A 21,265-nucleotide genomic window follows, 5' to 3' on the forward strand; every position below is an offset into this window, starting at 1 on the left:
GGAGAACAGAGATGGACGCCACCCCGCGATAGGCTCGCGGGGTGGCGTCCTTCTCTTTCGGCACCGGCAATGCGGCCAAGCTGCTCCGGATCCCGTTGTATGCCGTCGGACGCATGGGCACGATCCTCGTTCCCCGAGGCCAGCGCTGGGTCTTCGGCTGCGGCGCGGGTGTCGGCGATGGGGCTCTGGCACTGCAGCGACATGCGGCGGCGGCTGGGCATGACACGCTCTGGCTCACATCGTCGGAACGCGAGGATCTCGATGCCGCCGCCCTCGGGATCCGTACTGTGCGCAAGAGCGGACTGCGGGGCTGGTGGGCGACGGCACGCGCCGGCGTGATCGTGGTGACGCACGGGCTCGGCGACGTCAACCGGTACGCCGATTCGGGAGCGTTCGTGGTGCAGCTGTGGCACGGCATCCCTCTCAAGCGCATCGGGCTGGACTCGCCTGCCACGACGCAGGTGCCGCCCGTGCCCGGCGCACCGTTGCTGCGACGACTGGTCGCCTTCCTGTATCGCAACGCGGCGCGGCGCATTCGTGTGCTCCCCGCTGCCTCGCACCGCTCTCGGGGCCGCCTGGAGTCGGCCTTCGACCTGCACGATGATCGCGTGATCGTGACGGGAGAGCCGCGTGTCGACGTCCTCTCCGCAGGGTCGGCCGAAGCGCGGCGCGAACGTGCCGACGAGATCCTCCGCGACCGTCTGGAGGGAACCGCCGGCGCATCGCGCACGATCCTCTACGCACCCACCTGGCGCGATGGTGCGGCTGACCCTGCGGTGCCCACCGCCGAGGAGTGGGTCCAGATCATCCGCGTGCTCGAGCAGTACGACGCTCTGCTCCTCGTCAGATCGCACCCGCTGGGAGAGGGGGGCTATGCGCCCGCGCTGCCGAGCCGCCGAGTGCGGATGCTGGGCGCATCCGTGCTCTCTGACGTCACCCCGGTGCTGCCGGCCGTCGACATTCTGATCACCGACTACTCGTCGCTCGCCTTCGACGTCGGGCTCCTGGCGATGCCCGTGCTGTTCCTGGCGCCCGACGCCGTGGAGTATGCGCGCACCAGAGGCTTCTACGGCAGGTTCGAGGACGTCGCCGGTGACGATGCGGCCGAGACCTGGGGCGGACTGCTCTCACAGCTGGAGGAACTCCTCACCAGCACGGACGCGTTCGCGTCGCGATCCGCCCGTTCCGCTACGCTCAGCGCGGAGATGCACGCGTACCGCGACGGACGCAACACCCGCCGGGTGTATCAGGCAATCCGTGCGCGGGGCATCCCGGCGCCGAAGGGAGCAGCATGACAACGGCCCGAATCGATGAGGCGGCGGAGTCGCTGGTCATCGCAGGCATCGGGCAGCGTCCGTCCGGCGCACTTCTGGTCGGTCCCCGCGCCCGTGTGGAGGCGCGCGTCACCGGGGGCGGCAAGACCTGGAAGGCCTCGTTCCCGCTCGAGGCTGCGCGCTGGGGCGGGCCGGCGCTCCCGTTGCCCGCGGGAGAGTACGAACTGCGCATCGACGATCTCTCCTTGGACGAGGTCGCGGTGCCCCCGACATTGCTCCCCGGTGTTCGTGTCACGGTCGACGGCCCGCGGGTGAGCATCGCCGCTCCGATCGACCCTGTCTATGAGACGCCCGAAGGACAGTCGACGCTCGAGGAGCGCTACGTCGCCCAAGCCGGCGGCACAGAGAACGCGGTGTTCTTCGAGAGCTTCTACGGACGCAGTGTCGGGTGCAATCCGCAGGCGATCGATCGTGAGATCGCCGCGCGCGCCCCCGGTGTACGCCGTTACTGGAGTGTTGTGGACCTGTCCGTAGCCGTCCCCGATGGCGCGATCGCCGTGGTCGAAGGTAGTCCGGAGTGGTGGCGCGCACGCGGTGCGGCTCGACTGCTCGTCGTCAACGACTGGCTACGCCGTCGCTTCTCGCGCAAGCCGGGGCAGAAGGTGGTGCAGACCTGGCACGGAACGCCGCTCAAGCGCCTCGCACTGCATCGGCCGGGGTTCGACCTGCGGCGGATGGCAGCAGTGATCAAGGAGTCCCGCCGCTGGGATGTGCTGCTCGCGCAGAACCCGTACTCGGCTCGCATCCTGAAGAAGGCCTACGCGTTCTTCGGACGCCCGATCTGGGTCGAGGGCTATCCGCGCAACGACGCGCTCGTGACGGGAGATGGCGCCGCGATCCGCGCGGCGCTGGGCATCGCAGAGGGCGAACGAGTTCTCCTCTACGCCCCCACATGGCGAGACGATCGCCGCGAGATGGTCGATTTCATCGACCCGGAGCTCCTGGCGGTGCAGGCCGACGCCGTCGTGCTCGTGCGCGGACATTCCCGTACGCTCTCGCAGGGGCACGATCATGACGGCGCACGGGTGATCGATGTCACGGGGTACCCCGAGACCGCGCAGTTGCTCCTGGCGGCTGATGCCCTGATCACCGACTACTCCTCGGTGATGTTCGACTTCAGCGTCACCGGTAAGCCCATGTACTTCCTGGTGCCCGACCTCGCGCACTACCGCGGCGAGCTTCGGGGTTTCTACTTCGACCTCGCAGAACGAGCACCGGGACCGCTCGTCAGCACTCAGGACGAACTCGCCGCCGCGCTCTCAGATCCGGAGCACGAGAGCACCTATCAGGCGCAGTACGGAGCCTGGACGGCGAAGTTCAATGCACGCGACGACGGTCACGCGGCACGGCGCGTCGTCGACCGCATCCTGGATCAGGGATTCCTGACGCGCTGACGGCGCAAACGGCGATGCCGTCCTCAGCTGAGGCGGTTCCGGGATCAGGGAAGAGGCGTGTTCCGCGAGCCGAGCCGCGAGGCATCCACCGTGTCGCGCGCGCCGCGCAGCACGCCGCCAAGGAACCCGAAACCCCACGCCAGATGCATGGTCGGGAGCACGAGCAGCGTCCAGAGGCGCTGGCGTACCCCGCCACCGCCGGGGGCGAGGGCGACCGCGAACACGAGCAGCGCATAGGCGACGAGCGGGAGGTAGATCGCGGCAGCGACCAGCGCGGCCGTCCCGGAGAGCACGCCCGTCAGCTGCAACACGCCGATCACGATCGCGACCGCGACGATGAGCACGAGCGCAGGCGGCGCGAAGAAGCGCAGGCCGTTGCGCCGGCCGAAGCGGCGCACCAGTTCGCCGCGCCACGCGCCGGTCGCTCGGAACTGGCGCGCCAGCCGCAGCCAACTCTCGCGGGGCCAATAGGTGACGGAGAGAGCGGGATCGAACCAGACCAGGTGGCCGGCCTGGCGGATGCGGAGATTCAGCTCCCAATCCTCCCCGCGGCGGATGGTCTCGTCGAACAGTCCGACCTCGTCGAGCACGTCGCGACGCATCACGCCGAGGTATGCCGATTCGGCCTCGCTCTCGCGCGCGCCACCGTGGTACGCCCCTCCACCCAGGCCGACGGGGGAGTTGTAGAGACGGGCGACGGCCTTCTGGAACGGCGTCCGTCCTTCCGCGTGCATGACTCCGCCCACGTTGGCGGCGCCGGTGCGGTCGAGGGTGCGCAGCGCACGGGCGGCGTACCCCGGCGATAGCTCGGAGTGGGCGTCCACCCGGATGATCGTCGGGTACCGGCTGGCGCGGATGGCTGCATTCAAGCCGACAGGGATGTGGGCGGCCGGGTTGTCCACGAGCCGGATGCGGTCGTCGACGGCGGCGAGGGACCGGGCGAGCTCGGTGGTGCCGTCTGTCGAGGGCCCGAGCGCGAGAACCAGCTCCGCGGGACCGTCGAGATCCTGCGCGAGCACGGACTCCACGGCATGCTGCAGGTAGGCGCGTTCGTTGAGGACAGGCATGACGAAGGACACTCCCGTCACCGTCCCTCTGGGTTCACTGTCCTGCACCTCTCGATCATGTCACGGAGGGGGTACCGCTGCCTGGCACTTCCATGGGCCGACGTATCCTGGAGGGATGGGTGCAATGTCAGACGCGAAGAAGGCGTACCGGCTGCTGAGGCGCGCTCTGGCCTCGCGCGCGGCAGTCCAGAGGGTGCGGCGTCGGCTCGCCGAGGAGCCTCCGCACCCCGAGGGGCATTATCAGGTCGCGGTCTACTTCGCCGACGGGGCCGTGAACATGTACCAGATGCGCCAGTGGTATCGGCCGCTGGCCGCGCTGGCGCAGCATCGCCCCGTCGTGATCCTCGCACGGCACGCGGCAGGGGCGGAGCGGCTGCTCGAAGAGGATGCTCCGCCGGTGGCTTTCGTGCCGACCGTGCGCGACCTCGAGAGGTTCATCGCGAAGCAGGACATCCGTGTCGTGCTCTATGTGAATCAGAACACCCGCAACTTCCAGATGTTCCGCTACGGCCGCCGCTGGCACGTGTTCATCAATCACGGCGAGTCCGACAAGATGTACATGACCACCAATCAGTACAAGGCCTACGACTATGCGCTGGTTGCCGGCCAGGCCGCCAGGGATCGCCTCTCGCGCACCCTGTGGGACTACGACGTCGACGAGCGGACCATCGAGATCGGGCGTCCTCAGGCGGATCACTACTCGGGCACGCTTCCGTACACTCCGGATGACCGTATCGTCGTGCTCTACGCACCGACCTGGGAGGGTGACCGCCCCAGCGCGCACTACGGTTCGATCGCCTCGCACGGGGAGACCCTGGTGAACGCGCTGCTCGCGACGGGGCGGCACCGCGTCATCTACCGTCCGCATCCGCGCAGCGGCGTCGTCGACGCCGGCTACGGCGCGGCCCACAAGCGCATCGTGGCGGCGATCGCGGCGGCGAACGCGGCCGATTCCACCGCACAGCACGTATACGACCATGGCGCCGATCTCGGATGGCAGCTCTCGGCAGCCGACGTCGCCGTCGTCGACATCTCGGCGATGGTCTACGACCGCCTCGCTGCCGGCCGTCCCCTGATGATCACGCGCCCGAGCGACGAGCGCGCCTCGATCGACACGAAGGGCTACCTGGCGGACTGCGAATGGTTGACCGTGGAGGGTGCCCGCGAGATCGTCGCGGAGGTGGAGCGCGTGCGGGCGGACGAAGCCGCCGTCGCGCGCCTCACCATGTGGGTGCAGCACTACTTCGGCGACACGAGTCCCGGCGTCGCGACCGCCAAGTTCCACGACGCCATCGAACGGTTGTTCGCGGAATGGGACCGCTGGCACGCGCATGAGATGGGCGCGATCGTCGTAGACGAGAACGACGACGATGACGAGGGCGACGAGGAGGAGATGTGATGAAGGACCTTCGCCAGGCGCGAGAGCTCGCAACGCGCCTCGAAGTCGTCACCGAGTCGGGTTCCACCAATGCCGAGCTCCGGTCGCACGGCGCTGACACCGACGGGTGGCCTCATCTGTCGGTGCTGCTGACCGACAACCAGACGGCAGGCCGCGGGCGTCTCGATCGCACCTGGCTCGCGCCGGCCGGTTCGGCCCTGGCGATCTCGGTGCTGCTGCGCGTGCTTCCGACGAACCTGACAGCACACGGCTGGATCCCGCTGCTCGCTGGCGTGGCGATGGCAGATGCGATCGCCTCCCAGCTCCCGGCACGGCACGTCGCGGTCAAGTGGCCCAACGACGTTCTCGTCGAGGATCGCAAGATCTGCGGCATCCTTGCCGAGGCCGGCGGCGATGCCGTCGTCGTCGGAGCGGGCGTCAACACCGCCATGACGGCGGAGCAGTTGCCGGTTCCGACGGCGACATCGTTCGCGCTCGCAGGCGTCCGGGTCGACGAGGACCGCCTTGTCGCCGACTATCTGAGGGCGCTGGACTCCCAGCTCACGGCGCTCATCGACACGGGCGACGCGATCGCGAGCGGGCTGCACTCGACGGCGACAGCGCGGTGCTCGACCATCGGTCGTCATGTGCGGGTGTCGTTGCCGGGGGATCAGACGCTCGACGGCGTCGCCACGGGACTCGACGCCGATGGTCGTCTTCTCGTGGATGCCGCCGGCACGGAGCACGCGATCTCGGCCGGCGACGTGGTGCACGTGCGCTCCACCTGACTCTGACACGCCGCAGCGCGCACGGAGTTGTCGGAGATCGCAGGCACAATGGTGGGGTGACTCACCCCGTGACGCTCGGCGGTCGGCCGATGATGCCGCCGCCCGGTGTGCCCACCGAGGAACTGCTGATCGCTCGGTTCCGCAGTCACGCACGACGGCTCTTCTGGTCGGCGCTCGTGCTGATCGCGACCTTCGGGGCCACCGCGTACTTCTACGGGAACCTCCCCGCTCCCTTCGAGAACTGGATGCTGTTGTCCGCCGCAGGACTCGTCGTGCTGCTTCTGGTCGTGCTTCCGTTCCTCATCTGGTATTCGCGGAGCACCACCGTCACCACTCGGCGCGTGATCGCTCATCGCGGCGTCGGCGCACGGCAGCGGCGCGAGATGTCGCATGCGCGCGGATACACGATCTCCGTGCGACGCGGTCCGCTCCAGCGGATGTGGGGGTCGGGAACCATCACGCTGTCCAACGGAGTGGACGCTCCGCTGAGGCTCCAGAACGTTCCCACCGTCACGTTGGTGCACGAGACGCTGGCCGACCAGATCGAAGTCAGCCAGATCCTGGCGCATCGTGATGCGCAGGCCGGTTCCGAGCCCAGCACCACGTTCTGATCGCCTTTCGCTTCCTGGAGCGTGTGCTCGGATCGACCGGGGATGCGCCAGAATGGTGACGACGAATGGAGGCGGCACATGGCGCTGCGTGTGGGCGTGATCGGCGGAGGACAGCTGGCCCGGATGATGATCGCTCCGGCGGTCGAGCTCGGACTCGATCTGCAGGTGCTGGCGGAGGCCGAAGGCATGTCAGCACAGCTCGCCGCCTCGGCGGTGGGGGACTACCGCGACCTCGACGCGGTTCGCGCGTTCGCCGCCGACGTCGACGTCATCACGTTCGATCACGAGCACGTGCCGCAGGAGGTCCTGCGCGCGCTCGTCGCCGAGGGCGTCGTCGTGCACCCTGGGCCCGATGCATTGCAGTTCGCGCAGGACAAGCTGGTCATGCGCGCGAAGCTGGCGGAACTCGAGGTGCCGCAGCCCGAATGGGCAGCCGTCCGCACGGTCGATGAGCTCCAGGTGTTCCTAGACGCCCATCACGGTGCCGGCGTGGTCAAGACGCCGCGTGGCGGGTACGACGGCAAGGGCGTCCGCGTCGTCCGCAGTGCCGCCGAGGCCCAGGACTGGCTCGATGGCCTGGTCGCCGAGGATGCGCTGCTGGTCGAGGAGCTCGTACCTTTCGTCCGTGAGCTCGCCCAGCAGGTCGCGCGGCGATCCGGGGGCGAGATCGTGGCGTACCCGGTCGTCGAGACCGTGCAGCGTGACGGCGTTTGCGCCGAGGTCATCGCGCCGGCTCCGGCTGCATCGGAGCGCCTCTCGCAGGTCGCCGAGGACATCGGCCGCCGTATCGCTGACGGCCTCGGTGTCACCGGCATGCTGGCTGTCGAGCTGTTCGAGACCGACGACGATCGGATCCTGGTCAACGAACTCGCGATGAGGCCGCACAACAGCGGGCATTGGAGTCAGGACGGCGCCGTCACCGGGCAGTTCGAGCAGCACCTTCGTGCCGTGGCCGATCTGCCGCTGGGCAGCACCGCCTTGCGCCAACCGTGGTCGGTCATGGTCAACATCCTGGGCGGCCCGGAGGAGGGGGCGCTCGACGAGCGCTTCGGAGGCGCGATGGCCGACTACCCCGCCGCCAAGATCCACACCTATGGCAAGGCGCCGCGTCCCGGACGCAAGGTCGGTCATGTCAATGTCGTCAGCGATGACCTCGACGACGCGGTGTACATCGCCCGCGCTGCGGCGGCACATTTCCTCTGAGCACACAGTTCTGCGCGGTGCGCCGCGTGCCGTGGGGCGAATCTCCAGCGCCAGACCGTACCCTGAGCTAGTGACTGAGCCACTTCACTCCTCCGCCGCGCCGCTCGTCGGCGTCGTCATGGGATCCGACTCCGACTGGCGTGTGATGAGCGACGCCTCCCAAGCGCTGACCGACTTCGGGATCCCTCATGAGGTCGAGGTGGTCTCCGCCCACCGCACTCCCGACAAGCTGATGAGCTATGCCCGCGAGGCCCGTGCCCGCGGCATCCGCGTCATCATCGCCGGCGCCGGGGGAGCCGCGCATCTGCCTGGAATGCTCGCCTCGATGACGCCGCTGCCCGTCGTCGGTGTTCCTGTGCCGCTCGCATATCTCGACGGCATGGACTCGCTGCTCTCGATCGTCCAGATGCCCGCGGGCATCCCGGTCGCCACCGTTTCCATCGGCGGAGCACGCAACGCGGGCCTGCTCGCCGCGCGCATGCTGGGTGTCGCGGACCCGGCGCTGGCAGATCGGATGGAGGCATTTTCCCGTGACCTCGAGGCGCAGGTAGAGGCGAAGAACGAACGGCTGAAGGAGTCGCTGTGACCCTGGCGCCGCCTCGCGGCGCTGCCCGGCCTCTCATCGAGCCCCGGCCGTTGCGGCATCCGAATCCGGCCGACGCCGGGACGATGGCGAAGCGGGGCTGGTGGCTCGTCATCGTGAACCTTCTCGTGCCCGGGTCAGCCCAGGTGCTCGCCGGGAATCGGCGTCTCGGACGCTTCGGGTTGGGTGCCACGCTTCTCGCCTGGTTCCTGCTCATCGTGGCAGCCGGTTTGGCTCTCTTCGCGCGCCCGGCCCTGTTGTGGCTGACGATCGGCGGCGGCTTCTTCTCGGCGGCCGTCCTCACCCTCGTCCAGATCCTGCTCGTCGCCTACGCGGTGCTCTGGGTCGTGCTGACCTTCGACACCCTCCGACTGGTGCGTCTTGTGAAGGTGCCCACGGCCCACCGACTCGCCATCCCGGTCATCGCGCTCGTGCTTCTCGGGCTCGTCGGCGGTGCCGCGGGATACGCGGCGACCGTGGTCGGATCGACGCGGAACACCATCGGCTCGATCTTCGGTCAGAGCGGACCGAGCCTCGCCCCCAGCGACGGTTATTACAACATCCTGCTGCTCGGCGCGGACAGCGGGGACGGCCGCGATTCGATGCGCTTCGACAGCATCTCCGTGGTGTCGATCAACGCTGACAGCGGCGCGGTGACGATCACCGGGATCCCGCGTGAGCTGCCGAACGCGCCGTTCAGCGCGGGGAGCCCGATGCTCGAGCTCTACCCGAACGGTTTCGAGGGTCATGGCTCCTCCACGTGCGGCTGGAACGGCTGGATGAATCACGTCCGCAATGCCGCGGAGATCTGCCGCGAGGACCAGGGCACCGGCCTGTATCCGGATGCCGCTGCTCACGGATCGACCCCGGGGATCGAAGCGACCAAGGACGCCGCAGAGGGAGTGCTCGGAATCGAGATCCCGTACTACGTCTTCGTCGACATGCATGGCTTCGCTGAACTCGTCGATGCTCTCGGAGGCGTCGACATCGACGTCACAGAGCGGTTGCCCAAGGGCGGACCGCCGGAGGGCTGGACCGGCACGGATGCCAACGAGTGGGCGATCGGCTGGATCGAGGTCGGCCCCCAGCACATGGACGGGGATACCGCGCAGTGGTACGCACGGTCGCGGTACACCACGAGCGACTGGGATCGCATGAAGCGTCAACGCGAGTTGCAGGAGGCGATCCTCGACCAGTTCACCCCGCAGACGGTGTTGACCCGCTTCAACGAGGTCGCCGCGGCCGGTACGGCCCTGATCGATACGGATCTGCCGCAGGACAAGCTGCCGGAGTTCTTCGACCTCATGCTGAAGGCCAAGGAGCAGAAGGTGCAGACGATCGAGCTCACGCCGGAGAACGGTGTGGATGAGCACCATCCGGACTATGGACACATCCACGAGATGATCCAGCAGGCGCTGCACCCGCCGACGGAGACTCCGACGCCCGCCCCTTGATCAGCGCCTGATGATCGAAGGCGAGCCGACGCTTCCCCGCGTATCCGGCGCGCATCGTCGGCGAAAAGCCCTTGCGAGGCGCCGGGCGAGGCGGGTCTCGCTGTGATCCGCACGCAGAGCAGCCCACGACAGCCACCGGAGTTCGGTGACGGTCGTGCGCTTCCGGTTGTTCACCGGGCTCGCCAGACGACGGTGATCGGAGGGGGAGGGATCACCGTCGTCCAGCCGACCACCGCGCGCGGCGGTGATCTGACCTAGGCGCGCTTGCGTCGAGCGGCACCTGCAGCGACCAGGGCGCCGCCGGCGACGAGCGCCGCAGCCCCGCCTCCGAGGATCCACGGCGACACGCTGCCACCGGTGAGAGCGAGCTCGATCGCACCGCCCGTCAGCGGTAGCTCCGTCCCGGCCGCAGCAACGACGGGATCGTGGTCGCAGCTGCTGGCGGCGTCATGCCCGTGCGACACGGTGATCGTCGCAGTGTACGAACGCGAGCCGTTGAAGGTGATCCCGTAGGAGCCCTCTCCGTCTGTCGGCGGACGGAACGTGAGGGTCAGACTGCCGTCGGCGCCGGCGGTGTTCCCCGACACCGCGGAGTCGGCAGCCTTCAGGCCGGAAACGGACACTCCCACGTTCTCTGATGGCAGGAAGTACCCGGGGCCGAAGACGATGGTCGAGACCTCGCAGATGTCGATGATCGGGTCGTTGACCCGCACATCAGGCGTCTCCGCGTAGGAATCAGACGTCGCGGCCGGTACAGACGGCGCAGCGGTGGCGGCAGTCGGTGCGATGAGCACGAGTGCGCCGACGGTAAGGCTGATGGCAGCCATTTTCTTCAGCATGATTCTCCCCAGATTTCACGCGGAATCGCCTCCGGACACACCCCTGCGTCCGACTGCGTGGGTTCTTCCTGCCCCCACGGCAGGATGGCAGAACCCATATATTCCCCAGTGAGTAGACACTACCCCATCAATGGGGGAAAGTCACGACGCGCAGTCGAGCTTTTCGCGAGTCGTCTTCGGGGTGTCGATCATCGGCGTGTGCAGCACCTGAGTCAGCCGCTCACCCGCCCCCGTTCCCTGGAAGTCGATCGTGATCGTGGTCGACTCCCCAGGAGCGAGGAGAACCTCGTGCTGGACGACCGCGCGTCCCTCGAGCACCGCGGTCTGCACTCCATCCTCCGTGCCGTCCCGGTCGATGTGGGAGGCAGTAGCGCCCTCCGGACCGTACAGGGCGATGAGTGTGCGGACAGATCCTGCGGGCACGCCGTACCACCCGTTGGCCGTGACGTACGCGGGCAAGGCGGTCGCCGCATCTGCCGGGGCGTCGTTCTTCCAGGTCACGCGAAGCTGCGTCGTCGGCTCGCCCTCGCAAGTACCGATCGCTGTTGAGATCGATGCGCGGGTGTAGTAGTCCATCTTCCCGCCCGTGCTGTCGTTGATCAGTACTCCGACATACGTCGCGTCCGACGAGTCCGCGGGGATCGTTCCACCCAGGGTGGATGCGGCGAGGACCTTCTGCTCGTCCTCATGGGCGCTCCAGATGCGAATGCGATGCTCGTCGGCGGACTCGGAGAGTGCTCCGATCAGTGCCTTCGGTTCGCCGCCCGAGAGTGCGGCTCCGAACAGCGCGCTCGCTGCCTGAGCGAACACCTTGTCCTGCACGCGGGGATCGGGGATCGTCGCGTAGATCTCCGAGAGCAGGATGCTGACGATCGTGTCGGGAGTGGCCGTGAACGAGCCGAACGAGAGATCGCCCGTCGCCTTCATGAGGTTCGCCGCGACGACGGTGTCCACGGCGATGACCCCGTCGACCTCTCCGCCGAAACGTCCCTCCCAACGTGCCGCTATCGTCGGGCCCGCTTCCGAGAAGTCCGGGATGCTCGTGATGTTCTGCATATAGCGCCCCGGTCGGTCCTCGAACAGCGCGACGGTTGCGTCGCTGACAGGGAGAGGGGTGTCCAGGGCGGGGAAGTCAGGGGTGGACGCCTGCTTCTGCAGCGTGATCTTGCCGTTCTCCGCGTGCAGGAGTGCGCTCGACCCGATGATGCCGCCTGAAGAACGCAGCTCCGCGTTGTTCTGCATGGCCAGTACGTAGTTGCGGGGGCCTTCACCGCCGAGCATCGTGGGCAGCAGGACGGCGGCGCCGTGCAGCGCACCGACGACGTTCGCCGCCTGCGTCACCGTGGTGCGCATCTCGCGCACCGCGTCGGCGAGGGGCCCGACGGTCGCGTCCTCGTCGATGTGCTGCGCCTGCAGTTGAGCGGCGGTGAGCGCGGCGCTCGCCTCGCCGAGGGGCGCCTCGATCGCGGCGAAGGGTTCCAGATCGATCGCACCGCCCGTGAAGCCGAGACCGGCCAGATCGAAATCCTCCGCGACGTCGAGCATCGGGGTGAGTGCCTTCTGCGCGACGTCGTCAGCGACCTCGGCGACCTCACTCACTGCGCGGAAGTTCGGACCGATCCAGGGGATCACGCCGAACGCCTGCCAGACCGGATCCGATGTCAGCTCGCGTGCGGACTGCGCGTGATGCGCGATCCTCTCCGCGATCGGTTCGGCGCTCGTGATGTCGGCGGCGGTGATCGCCGTCTTCAGGCGTGAGGAGTCCTTCGCCACCTGCTGGAGGTCGTTCACCGCGCCGATCCCGCGCACGATCACCCACCCGAGGGCGATGATGAGCAGCGCCAGAAGAATGCCGATGGTCCATCCCACCCACCGGCGCCGCACGGGAAGTCGACCGTCGCTCATCTGAGCATTCAAGCACGAACCCGTTCGACGGCGGTGGGCGGATGCTGAGGGATGGCTGACAGTCGCTCGGCGCGGGGCGGCGCTCCACGATCGAATGACGTTGCGCGGTTAACCTGATCGCATGGGTGCTCGACTGCGTGTGGTTCTGGATCAGCTGGTGCATATCGTCGACCCGGATCACGCGGCGGCTGCCATCGACCTGACAGCCGGCCTCGTGGCGACCGCGCCGTCGGGGTGCTCCGTCGACGCGATCGTGCCGGCGGGAGCGGAGGTCGACATCCCCGGTATCGGAGACGTGCGCACCCTCCCCCTTTCGCGGCGGGAGCTCGTGGCATCGTGGCAGCTGGGCTTCACCCCTGGCGTCGGCGGCGGGCTCATCCATGCGCCGAGCATGATGGCGCCTCTCGTCCGCCACGACAGGGTGCACGATAACGATCAGACGACCCTGACGCTCTGGGATCTCTGTGCCTGGGACTCGCCGGACGTACTCTCCAAGACGTCGGTGGCCTGGCAACGGGGAATGCTCCGACGCGCGCTGAAGCACGCGGATGCCGTGGTGGTGCCATCGCACGCGATCGCACGCCGTCTGTCCGAGCTCACCAAGCTGGGAGACCGCATCAGGGTCATCGCCGGCGCTGCGCCGAGAGGGTTCGCGACGCCGGGAGACGCGCGTGAGCGTAGAGCGGCCCTCTCACTGCCGGAGCGATACCTGGTGTTGACGGGTTCGGCGGCGACGCTCGCGGAGGGATTCCGGGGTGCGGTGGCGGCAGACGTCGACGCCGTCGTGGTCGATGCGGCAGAGGGGGCGGAACCGCAGTTGGCGGAGATCGCGTCGGCGGCGGGGCTCCCTGAACGGCGCGCACACATCCGGGGCACGCTGGGGGCAGCGGATCGCGCCGCCGTCCTCGCCGGTGCAGACGTGTTCGTCGCCACGAATCCGGTGGCGGCGTGGCCATGGCGCGCCGTGGAGGCGCTGAGCGCAGGGGTCCCGGTGGTCGCGGTCGACAGCGGAACGCATCACGATGTGATCGCGGATGGCGGACGGCTCGTCGGCGCGACAGAACTCGCCGACGCGATCGCGGATGCTGCCGGCTCGGCGGGGGAGCGGCTGCGGGTGCTCGCCGCCGACCGCTCGCGGGCGTTCTCCTGGGCAAGCTCGGCGGAGCGCGTCTGGGGCCTGCACGCAGACCTGTAGACAGCTGAGTGCGGGCTGCGCATTCGGCCGACACGCCGTAAGTGTGTCGGGGAATCCGCGCAACAGTGGCATCATCCTGCAACTTCCGTCACACTGGTCACATGTCTCGACGTGCCCCACGCTCTCGAAACACACTGAAGGGTCCCCAGCTCTTCACCTGTTTCCTCGCTGCCTTCGCTGTTGTCCTGAGCACCGTGATCCCCGCCGGTGCGGCCACAGCATCCGTTTCGTCGACCGCGGTCAGCGCAGCGCGTGCCGCCTCCGATCCTGTCTCGACGGGGCTCGCCAAGACGACTCTCGCGGGATTCACTCCGGGGAACATCATCAGCAACGCCGTGTTCACCAACAAGAACACGATGACCGAGGCGCAGATCCAGACCTTCTTCAACAGCAAGGTCGCCAAGTGCCAGAGCGGTTACGTCTGTCTCAAGGACTTCAAGATCACGTCGGTGACGCGGCCGGCCGACGCATACTGCAGCGGCTACACGGGAGCCGCGAACGAGTCCGCTGCGCGCATCATCTACCGTGTCGCCCAGTCGTGCAACATCAACCCCCGCGTGCTGATCGTGATGCTCCAGAAGGAGCAGGGCCTTGTGACGCACACCTGGCCGAGCGCCTGGCGTTACAACATCGCGCTGGGGCAGGGCTGCCCCGACACCGCGCCGTGCGATCCGAACTACGTGGGTTTCTTCCACCAGATCTACGGCGCCGCCCGCCAGATGCAGATCTACATGGAGGGGAAGTGGTTCCAGTGGTATGCCCCGGGCAACACCTGGAACATTCTCTACAACCCGAACGCCTCCTGCGGGTCGGCGCCGGTGTACGTCGCGAACGCCGCCACGGCAGCGCTCTACTACTACACGCCCTATCAGCCCAACGCCGCTGCACTCCGCGCGGGATACGGCGAGGGCAACTCGTGCTCGGCATATGGAAACCGCAACTTCTACAACTACTTCACGGACTGGTTCGGATCCACGCAGTCGCAGCAGCCAGCCGTCACACCGCCCGTGCTGAAGTCGGTGAATACCACCAACTACATCGTCGGTGTCGATGAGTCCGGGAGCGTCTGGGGCTATCCCTACACAAAGACCACCTGGGGAGCGCGGGTGCAGCTGGCATCGGGTCTGACGAACACCACCAACATCATCAACGTGGGTGACTTCGACGGAGATGGGAACCGGGACTTCATCGCGCTCGACAAGGACTCGCGCGCCAGCCTGGTGCGCAGTGACGGGGGGACCAAGCTGTCCGCGCCCGAGGCGCTGCCCGGTGACTGGTCGGGTGTCGTGGCTGCCTACGCCGCGGGTGATTTCGACGGTGACGGCTACCCGGACCTATTCACAACAAACGCTCAGGGCGATCTCTTCCTGCGTTCCGGGACTGGTTTCGGCGGCTACCGAGCTCCGATGAAGGTCGGTTCAGGCTGGCACAAGATGAGCCAGGTCTCCGGGGGGATCGACATCAACGGCGACGGTCGACCGGATGTCGTCGCGCGAGACGCTGCGGGAAACCTCTATCTCTACCCGGGCAACGGCCGTGGTGGCTGGGGCACGCGTGTGCTCATGGGGCACGGCTGGTCCAACATGACCAGTATCTTCAGCCCGGGAGACTTCGACGGCGACGGACGTCCGGATCTGCTCGCACACGCGGCAGACGGCAAACTCGTGCTGTACCGAGGCCTGGCGAGCGGCAAAGTCACCAGCGCCGGCATCATCGGGAGCGGCTGGCACACATTGGTCGGCAAGGGCTCTGCAGCCGGAGCCATCAGCGGCCCGCGTACCTTCCCCGGCGGAATGGGCAACGTCGACGGTGTCCCGGGGAACGACGTCGTCGCGGTAACGACGACAGGTGAGGCCTACATCTACGGCGGCAGCGGCACCGGGAAGTTCGGCGCGCGATCGAACCTGGCGACGGGGTGGAACGCGAACGACAAGGTCATCTCGCTCGGCGACTTCAATGGGGATGGATACCCCGACCTCGGTCGCATCGACGCTGCAGGCGCGTTCCAGTTCTACGCGGGGAAAGCGGGCGGCGGCTTCGCCGCACCGCAGCAGATCGGCCACGGATGGGGTGGCTTCACCCGGGCCATCGGCGGTCTTGACTACGACGGAGACCGCTTCACTGACGTCGCCGTGCTCACAGACGACGGTCGCATGCTGCTCTATCGCGGAAACGGTCGTGGTGGGTGGAGCCCTGGCGGCGGAACGCAGATCAGCCACGGCTGGACGATCGCTGATGAGGTCTTCTACGCGGGAGACTTCGACGGAGACGGGCGAGGCGACATCATCGCTCGTCTGACGGACGGCACATTGCGTCAGTATCCCCTGACCGGGCGCGGGGCGTTCGGCGCGGCTACCCAGATCGGGCACGGCTGGGATGTGTTCTCTACCGTGTTCAGCCCTGGAGACTTCACGAGCGACGGCAAGAGCGACATCGTCGCTGTCGACACGGACGGCGTGATGTATCTGTACGCGGGCACGGGCACGGGCAAGATGCAGGCACGCGTCAAGATCGGCACTGGATGGAAGATGATGAGCGTTATCGGCTGATCGATCCCGAGCGAGCGGACCGCGGCGCTGAGCCGCTCGCCCTTAGACTTCTCAGTCGGGACATCAGTTAGGAGACCTCGTTGGCTCATCCGTCCGATTCAGGTTCGCAGCGCCCCAGAATGCTCATCCTCGCGTTCTCCGAGCTGCGTCGCGACCCCCGCGTCAAGCGGCAGTTGCTCACGCTGCGTGACAGCTACGACATCACCGTGGTCGGACGGGGAGACCCGGGCATCGAGGGCGTTCGCGTGCTGTCGCTCCCGAGCGACGACCGAACTCCCGTCTTGCAACGGCGGATCCGCTATGCCGTACGGAAGGCGGCTTTCCGAGTAAGAGCCTACGAACTCGCCTACTGGAGGTTCCCGCACATCCGTTGGAGTTGGAATCAGCTCTCGATCGAGAGCTGGGACATCGTGCTCGCGAACGATGTCGACACCGTGCCACTCGCCAACCGACTCGCACCCCGTCGTGGCGTCGTGGTCGATCTGCATGAGTTCGCGCCACGTCAGTATGACAACCGCCCGGAGTGGATGAAGACCGTCGCCCCTTACTACGACTGGTTGGTGCGTCGTCATGTGACCATGGCGGCGGCGACCATGACGGTCAGCGAAGGCGTGGCCGCCGCGTATCGCGAGTACGGGCTCGATCCGGCGATCGTGCGAAGCGCCGCGATGTTCGCGGACGTCTCACCCGCACCGGTCGGTGACGTCATCCGACTCGTGCACAGCGGCGGTGCCGCGCGGTCACGGCTGCTCGAAGTGATGATCGAGGCCGCCGTACGCACGACATCGAACGTGACCTTGGACTTCTACCTCGTCGCTGACCACGATCGCGCCTATGTGAGAGAACTCGAGCAGCTCGCGAAGGGCAGCGATCGCGTCCGCATCAATGATGCCGTGACTTTCGAGGAGCTTGTGCCGACGCTGAGCCGCTACGACGTCGGTCTCTGCATGATCCCTCCGACGACGTTCAATCACATGTGGTGTCTGCCGAACAAGTTCTTCGACTTCCTGCAAGCCAGGCTCGGCATCGTCACTGGGCCATCGCCCGAGATGGCACGGATCGTCGAGCAGGAGGGCCTCGGTGTCGTAACCGAGGATTTCAGCGTGGAATCGCTGACCTCGACCCTCGACGCACTCGACCCTGCAGTGATCGACGGGTGGAAGCAAGCATCCGATGCGGCCGCAGGCGAATATTCCGGAGAGCAGGAGCTCACCCGCTTGGTCGATGTCCTGGACCGGCTCCAGCCGGGGCGCGGCGCCGCATAGCACCGCGTCGTATGTGTCGCTCGGCGGACACGGAGATACGTCGAATACACTGGACGAGTCTGCGGCGATGGTTTCGCCGATCACGAATGAGTGGGCCTGTGACTGATACCCGAGATCTTTTCGCCGCCGTCCCGCGTTCCGCGTTCGACACCCCCGGCACGAGTCGGGGGCTGATCGATGTGGTGCGCTGGCGCTATCTGCTGAACCTCCTGGTGAGGACCGGCGTCACGACGCGGTACCGCAACTCGGTTCTGGGCTGGACCTGGTCCTACGTGCGCCCTGCCGCACAGTTCCTGGTGTTCTGGGTGGTGCTCGGGCTCTTCATGAACCTCGACCACGGCATCCCGAACTACGCCGTATATCTGTTCTCGGGCATCGTCGTCATCAATCTCTTCTCCGAGGCCTTCAAGAACGCGACGACCTCGATAGTCGGCAACGCCCCCCTCGTGCGGAAGGTCTTCCTGCCGCGCCAGCTGTTCGCGGTGTCGGCGGTGATCGTCGCCTTCGTGCACTTCCTGCCACAGGTGGGACTTCTGCTGATCGTCTGCCTTCTGCTGGGGTGGATCGCGAACATCTCGATCCTCTCGATCCTCGCGATCGTCGCCGGCATGCTCATCGTCATGCTGTTCGCGCTCGGGCTGGGGTTGTTCTTCGGCGCTCTCAACGTGCGGTTCCGGGATGCAGAGAACATCGTGGAGCTCTTGCTCCTGCTCGCCACCTGGGCCTCGCCCGTGCTCTATGCGTGGACGCAGGTGCAGGACGCCGTGGTCGACAGGCTCGGCTGGCCGCAGTGGGTGGTCGAGCTCTACATGCTCAACCCGATCACGCAGGGGGTGGAGCTGTTCCATTACGCCTTCTGGCGTCCGGTGACCGAGTCGGCCTTCGCGCTGCCGCCCGACCTCGCGTGGAACACACTCTGGACGTTCCTGATCTCCGTCGGGACCCTGTTGATCGGGCAGACCGTTTTCCGGCGTCTCGAAGGAAGGTTCGCACAAGACCTATGAGCGAACAGATGGCCATCAAGCCCAGCATCATCATCGATGACGTCCGCAAGCGCTTCACCCTCAACCACGCGTTTTCGCTCAAGGACACCGTGGTGGCGTGGATCAAGCGACGCAAGCTCACCAGCGAGTTCGAAGCGCTCAAGGGCGTGGACCTCACGATCGGGGAAGGGGAGTCGGTCGCGATCCTCGGCTTCAACGGATCCGGGAAGTCCACGCTGCTCAAGCTCATCTCGGGCGTCATGGAGCCGGATGACGGTCAAGTGCTCACGCGCGGTCGTGTGGCCGGTCTCATCGAGGTCGGAGCCGGATTCCATCCGGAACTGTCCGGGCGCGAGAACGTCTTCCTCAATGCGGCGATCCTCGGCATGAAGAAGCACGAGATCGAAGCGCGCTACGACGAGATCATCGCGTTCAGTGAGATCGAGGAGTTCATCGACCAGGAGGTCAAGCACTACTCCTCCGGAATGTTCATGCGGCTCGCCTTCTCGGTCGCGATCCACGTCGAACTCGACGTGCTTCTCGTGGATGAGATCCTCTCCGTGGGTGACGCGCCGTTCCGCGAGAAGTGCCGCCTGAAGTTCGAGGAGCTCATCGCGGAGGGCAAGACGCTCGTCGTGGTCAGCCATGACATGGAGATGGTCCGAGAGCTCTGCACGCGCGGCGTCGTCATCAACAAGGGTGAAGTGGTCTACGACGGCGAGGTCGAGGGGGCGATCGCCCTGGTGGACGCGTGATCGTGGACTGGTTGACGCAGACGCCGGTGCTGCTCGTCGCCGCGATCGTCATCATCGCCCCCGGTGCGGCTGCTCTGTATCTCGTCGGCATGCGCGGTCTGGCACTGCTGGCGACGGCGCCCTTGTTCAGCACCCTGGCGACGGCGGTGATCGCCCTGGTCCTCGGTCTCGTCGGAGTGCCGTGGTCGCCGCTCAGCTGGGGTATCGCGATGCTCCTCGTTATCGTGGTGGCTGCCCTGCTGGGGCGGGCGATCGGCGGCAGGATCGAGGGGCGCGACGGCGGCGCACCACGATGGCTGATTCCCTCCGCGCTCGCGATCGGCATCCTGATCGGGCTCTGGCGTCTCGCCGCCTACATCACGGATCCTGCGGGTATCTCCCAGACCAACGATGCCGTCTTCCACATGAACGCCGTGCGCTTCATCCTGGAGACGGCGGACGCGTCATCGCTGCACGTCAACGCCGTGATCGGCGGAAGCTCGTTCTACCCCGCCGCGTGGCATGCGCTCACCTCGCTCGTCGTCGCCATCACAGGAACCAGCATCCCGATCGCTGCGAATATGGTGACGCTGGTGATCGGCGCGCTCATCTGGCCGCTCGGTATCGCCTGGCTCACTCGCGTCGTGACCGCTTCCGGCACGATCGCGGCTTACGCGGCGGTGCTCTCGGGTGCGCTGCAGACGTTCCCGCTGCTGATGTTCCAGTGGGGGGTCCTGTTCCCCAACGCCCTGTCGACCGCGATGATCCCGGCGGCCATCGCCGTCGTCATCTCGCTGCCGGCGTGGACCGGCGAGCGTACGCGCTGGCGCGTGATCGCCCGGGCCTGCCTGCTCATCCTCATGGTGGCAGGTGCGCTCGCCCTCTCCCAGCCAGCCGCCCTCCTGCCCTGGGCGGCGATCGTGCTCGTCTGGGGCACTGCGAAGGTGCTGCGAGAGAAGCCGATCGCCTCACGCGCCGGGCGGTGGGCACTCGTCGGGGCCTCCTGGGCGTTGCTCGCGGTGATCTGGGTCGCCCTGGCCCGCGGCACGAGTGGATCCCACTGGCCGCCGTTCCGGGGGAAGCTCGAGGTGTTCCTCGATGTCCTCTTCAACGGTCAGCTGCGTATCCCGTTCGCGATCGGGGTGAGCATCCTCATGCTCGCCGGCATCGTCTTCGCGTGGCGGAACGGACGAACCCGGTGGTTCGTCTTCGCGTGGGTCGGCATCTCCGCGCTGTACGTGCTCGTGGCCGCGATCGGTGCGCCCCTCGTGCGGGTCAACATCCTCGGGGCCTGGTACGCCGATCCGTATCGGATCGCCGCGCTCGCACCCATCGTCGTGATCCCGCTCGCCGCGATCGGCGTGAACGGCATCGTCGTATCGCTCGCACGGTTGCGTGGCCGCTCGATCGATGTCCGGCGCTCTTCCGTGCCCTCCGGGGGAGTCGGGATGATCGCCCTGACGGTCTTCATGATCGTGCTGGTGCTCGTGCGTCCTGTCGCCATGCCGGCGTTCCTCGAGGGGACGTACGATCGCGAGTCCCGCTACCTCTCGGATGACGACACCTACCTCTCGCCGGATGAGCGCGAGCTGCTGGAGTCCCTGGACGACCTCGTCGAGCCCGGCGCGCGGGTCATCAGCAATCCGTCGACGGGGGCCGGATTCGGTTACATGCTCAGCGGTGTGGACGTCTACCCTCGCACCTGGTCTTCCCCGAGGACCGACGAGTGGCAGGTGCTCGCCAACGGTCTGCGAGACGCGGGCACCGACAGTGCGGTCTGCGATGCCCTGCACGCGTACTCCGATCCCGAATACGTCCTCGACTTCGGACCGGGCGAATCCGCCCCCGGTCGGTACAAGATGCCGGGCATGACCGACTTCGACGGTCAGCCCGGTTTCGAGGAGGTCGCCGCGGTCGGCGACGTGTCACTCTGGCGGATCACAGCGTGCGCGCGGTGATCACAGAGTCGGCATCGGTAAGATC

17 protein-coding genes are annotated in these 21,265 nt (G+C 67.1%); 14 read left to right on the forward strand and 3 right to left on the reverse strand.

Features of this window, described 5'->3' with window-relative positions:
- Nucleotides 1-41 precede the first annotated feature (41 nt).
- Nucleotides 42-1,295 carry a CDP-glycerol glycerophosphotransferase family protein gene (locus KZC51_RS09130; protein ID WP_247629669.1) on the forward strand — a complete coding sequence of 418 codons (1,254 nt, stop codon included), beginning with the start codon at nucleotides 42-44 and terminating at the stop codon, nucleotides 1,293-1,295.
- Nucleotides 1,292-2,728 (forward strand): CDP-glycerol glycerophosphotransferase family protein, encoded by a 1,437-nt coding sequence (locus KZC51_RS09135; RefSeq protein WP_247629670.1) that lies wholly within the window; start codon nucleotides 1,292-1,294, stop codon nucleotides 2,726-2,728. Before KZC51_RS09130 ends, KZC51_RS09135 begins: the two co-directional genes overlap by 4 nt.
- 44 nt (nucleotides 2,729-2,772) lie before the next feature.
- On the opposite strand, the gene KZC51_RS09140 is transcribed toward KZC51_RS09135, so the two are convergent.
- On the reverse strand, nucleotides 2,773-3,795 hold the full coding sequence (locus KZC51_RS09140) for a glycosyltransferase family 2 protein (RefSeq protein ID WP_247629671.1): 1,023 nt from the start codon (nucleotides 3,793-3,795) through the stop codon (nucleotides 2,773-2,775).
- Nucleotides 3,796-3,910: 115 nt separating this feature from the next.
- On the opposite strand from KZC51_RS09140, the gene KZC51_RS09145 reads away from it, so the two are divergent.
- The 6 genes from KZC51_RS09145 to KZC51_RS09170 all read left to right on the forward strand — a co-directional run bounded on the left by KZC51_RS09145 (nucleotide 3,911) and on the right by KZC51_RS09170 (nucleotide 9,812).
- Nucleotides 3,911-5,194, forward strand: coding sequence for a CDP-glycerol glycerophosphotransferase family protein (locus KZC51_RS09145; protein ID WP_247629672.1), 1,284 nt, complete (start codon nucleotides 3,911-3,913; stop codon nucleotides 5,192-5,194).
- Nucleotides 5,194-5,961, forward strand: coding sequence for a biotin--[acetyl-CoA-carboxylase] ligase (locus KZC51_RS09150; RefSeq protein WP_247629673.1), 768 nt, complete (start codon nucleotides 5,194-5,196; stop codon nucleotides 5,959-5,961). The genes KZC51_RS09145 and KZC51_RS09150 overlap by 1 nt, the downstream gene beginning before the upstream one ends.
- Before the next feature lie 56 nt (nucleotides 5,962-6,017).
- Complete coding sequence (locus tag KZC51_RS09155) at nucleotides 6,018-6,572, forward strand: PH domain-containing protein (RefSeq protein WP_372491766.1); 555 nt, start codon at nucleotides 6,018-6,020, stop codon at nucleotides 6,570-6,572.
- Nucleotides 6,573-6,650: 78 nt separating this feature from the next.
- On the forward strand, nucleotides 6,651-7,775 hold the full coding sequence (locus KZC51_RS09160) for a 5-(carboxyamino)imidazole ribonucleotide synthase (protein WP_247629674.1): 1,125 nt from the start codon (nucleotides 6,651-6,653) through the stop codon (nucleotides 7,773-7,775).
- Nucleotides 7,776-7,893: 118 nt separating this feature from the next.
- The gene (gene purE / locus KZC51_RS09165; RefSeq protein ID WP_247630624.1) at nucleotides 7,894-8,361 is read left to right on the forward strand and encodes a 5-(carboxyamino)imidazole ribonucleotide mutase; all 468 of its coding nucleotides are present in this window, start codon (nucleotides 7,894-7,896) and stop codon (nucleotides 8,359-8,361) included.
- Nucleotides 8,358-9,812 (forward strand): LCP family protein, encoded by a 1,455-nt coding sequence (locus tag KZC51_RS09170; protein ID WP_247629675.1) that lies wholly within the window; start codon nucleotides 8,358-8,360, stop codon nucleotides 9,810-9,812. Before purE ends, KZC51_RS09170 begins: the two co-directional genes overlap by 4 nt.
- A 254-nt stretch (nucleotides 9,813-10,066) precedes the next feature.
- Here KZC51_RS09170 and KZC51_RS09175 read toward each other — a convergent pair whose 3' ends face one another.
- Nucleotides 10,067-10,639 (reverse strand): hypothetical protein, encoded by a 573-nt coding sequence (locus tag KZC51_RS09175; RefSeq protein ID WP_247629676.1) that lies wholly within the window; start codon nucleotides 10,637-10,639, stop codon nucleotides 10,067-10,069.
- Between the two features lie 153 nt (nucleotides 10,640-10,792).
- Nucleotides 10,793-12,556: a DUF4012 domain-containing protein gene (locus KZC51_RS09180; protein ID WP_247629677.1), complete on the reverse strand. Its 1,764-nt coding sequence runs from the start codon at nucleotides 12,554-12,556 to the stop codon at nucleotides 10,793-10,795.
- 121 nt (nucleotides 12,557-12,677) lie between these two features.
- Here KZC51_RS09180 and KZC51_RS09185 point away from each other — a divergent pair, with 121 nt between their 5' ends.
- From KZC51_RS09185 to KZC51_RS09210, 6 genes are all read left to right on the forward strand, one after another.
- Nucleotides 12,678-13,751, forward strand: coding sequence for a glycosyltransferase (locus KZC51_RS09185; protein ID WP_247629678.1), 1,074 nt, complete (start codon nucleotides 12,678-12,680; stop codon nucleotides 13,749-13,751).
- Between the two features lie 101 nt (nucleotides 13,752-13,852).
- Nucleotides 13,853-16,300, forward strand: coding sequence for an FG-GAP repeat domain-containing protein (locus KZC51_RS09190; protein ID WP_247629679.1), 2,448 nt, complete (start codon nucleotides 13,853-13,855; stop codon nucleotides 16,298-16,300).
- Nucleotides 16,301-16,419: 119 nt separating this feature from the next.
- On the forward strand, nucleotides 16,420-17,565 hold the full coding sequence (locus KZC51_RS09195) for a glycosyltransferase (protein WP_247629680.1): 1,146 nt from the start codon (nucleotides 16,420-16,422) through the stop codon (nucleotides 17,563-17,565).
- A gap of 86 nt (nucleotides 17,566-17,651) precedes the next feature.
- Entirely contained in the window at nucleotides 17,652-18,569 is a 918-nt protein-coding gene (locus tag KZC51_RS09200) for an ABC transporter permease (protein ID WP_372491767.1), read from the forward strand.
- A complete protein-coding gene (locus KZC51_RS09205; RefSeq protein WP_247629682.1) occupies nucleotides 18,566-19,303 on the forward strand; it encodes an ABC transporter ATP-binding protein in 738 nt (245 codons plus the stop codon). The genes KZC51_RS09200 and KZC51_RS09205 overlap by 4 nt, the downstream gene beginning before the upstream one ends.
- A complete protein-coding gene (locus KZC51_RS09210; protein WP_247629683.1) occupies nucleotides 19,300-21,240 on the forward strand; it encodes a DUF6541 family protein in 1,941 nt (646 codons plus the stop codon). Before KZC51_RS09205 ends, KZC51_RS09210 begins: the two co-directional genes overlap by 4 nt.
- Nucleotides 21,241-21,265: the final 25 nt, after the last annotated feature.

This window comes from Microbacterium croceum (assembly GCF_023091245.1).
GTDB lineage: Bacteria > Actinomycetota > Actinomycetes > Actinomycetales > Microbacteriaceae > Microbacterium > Microbacterium croceum.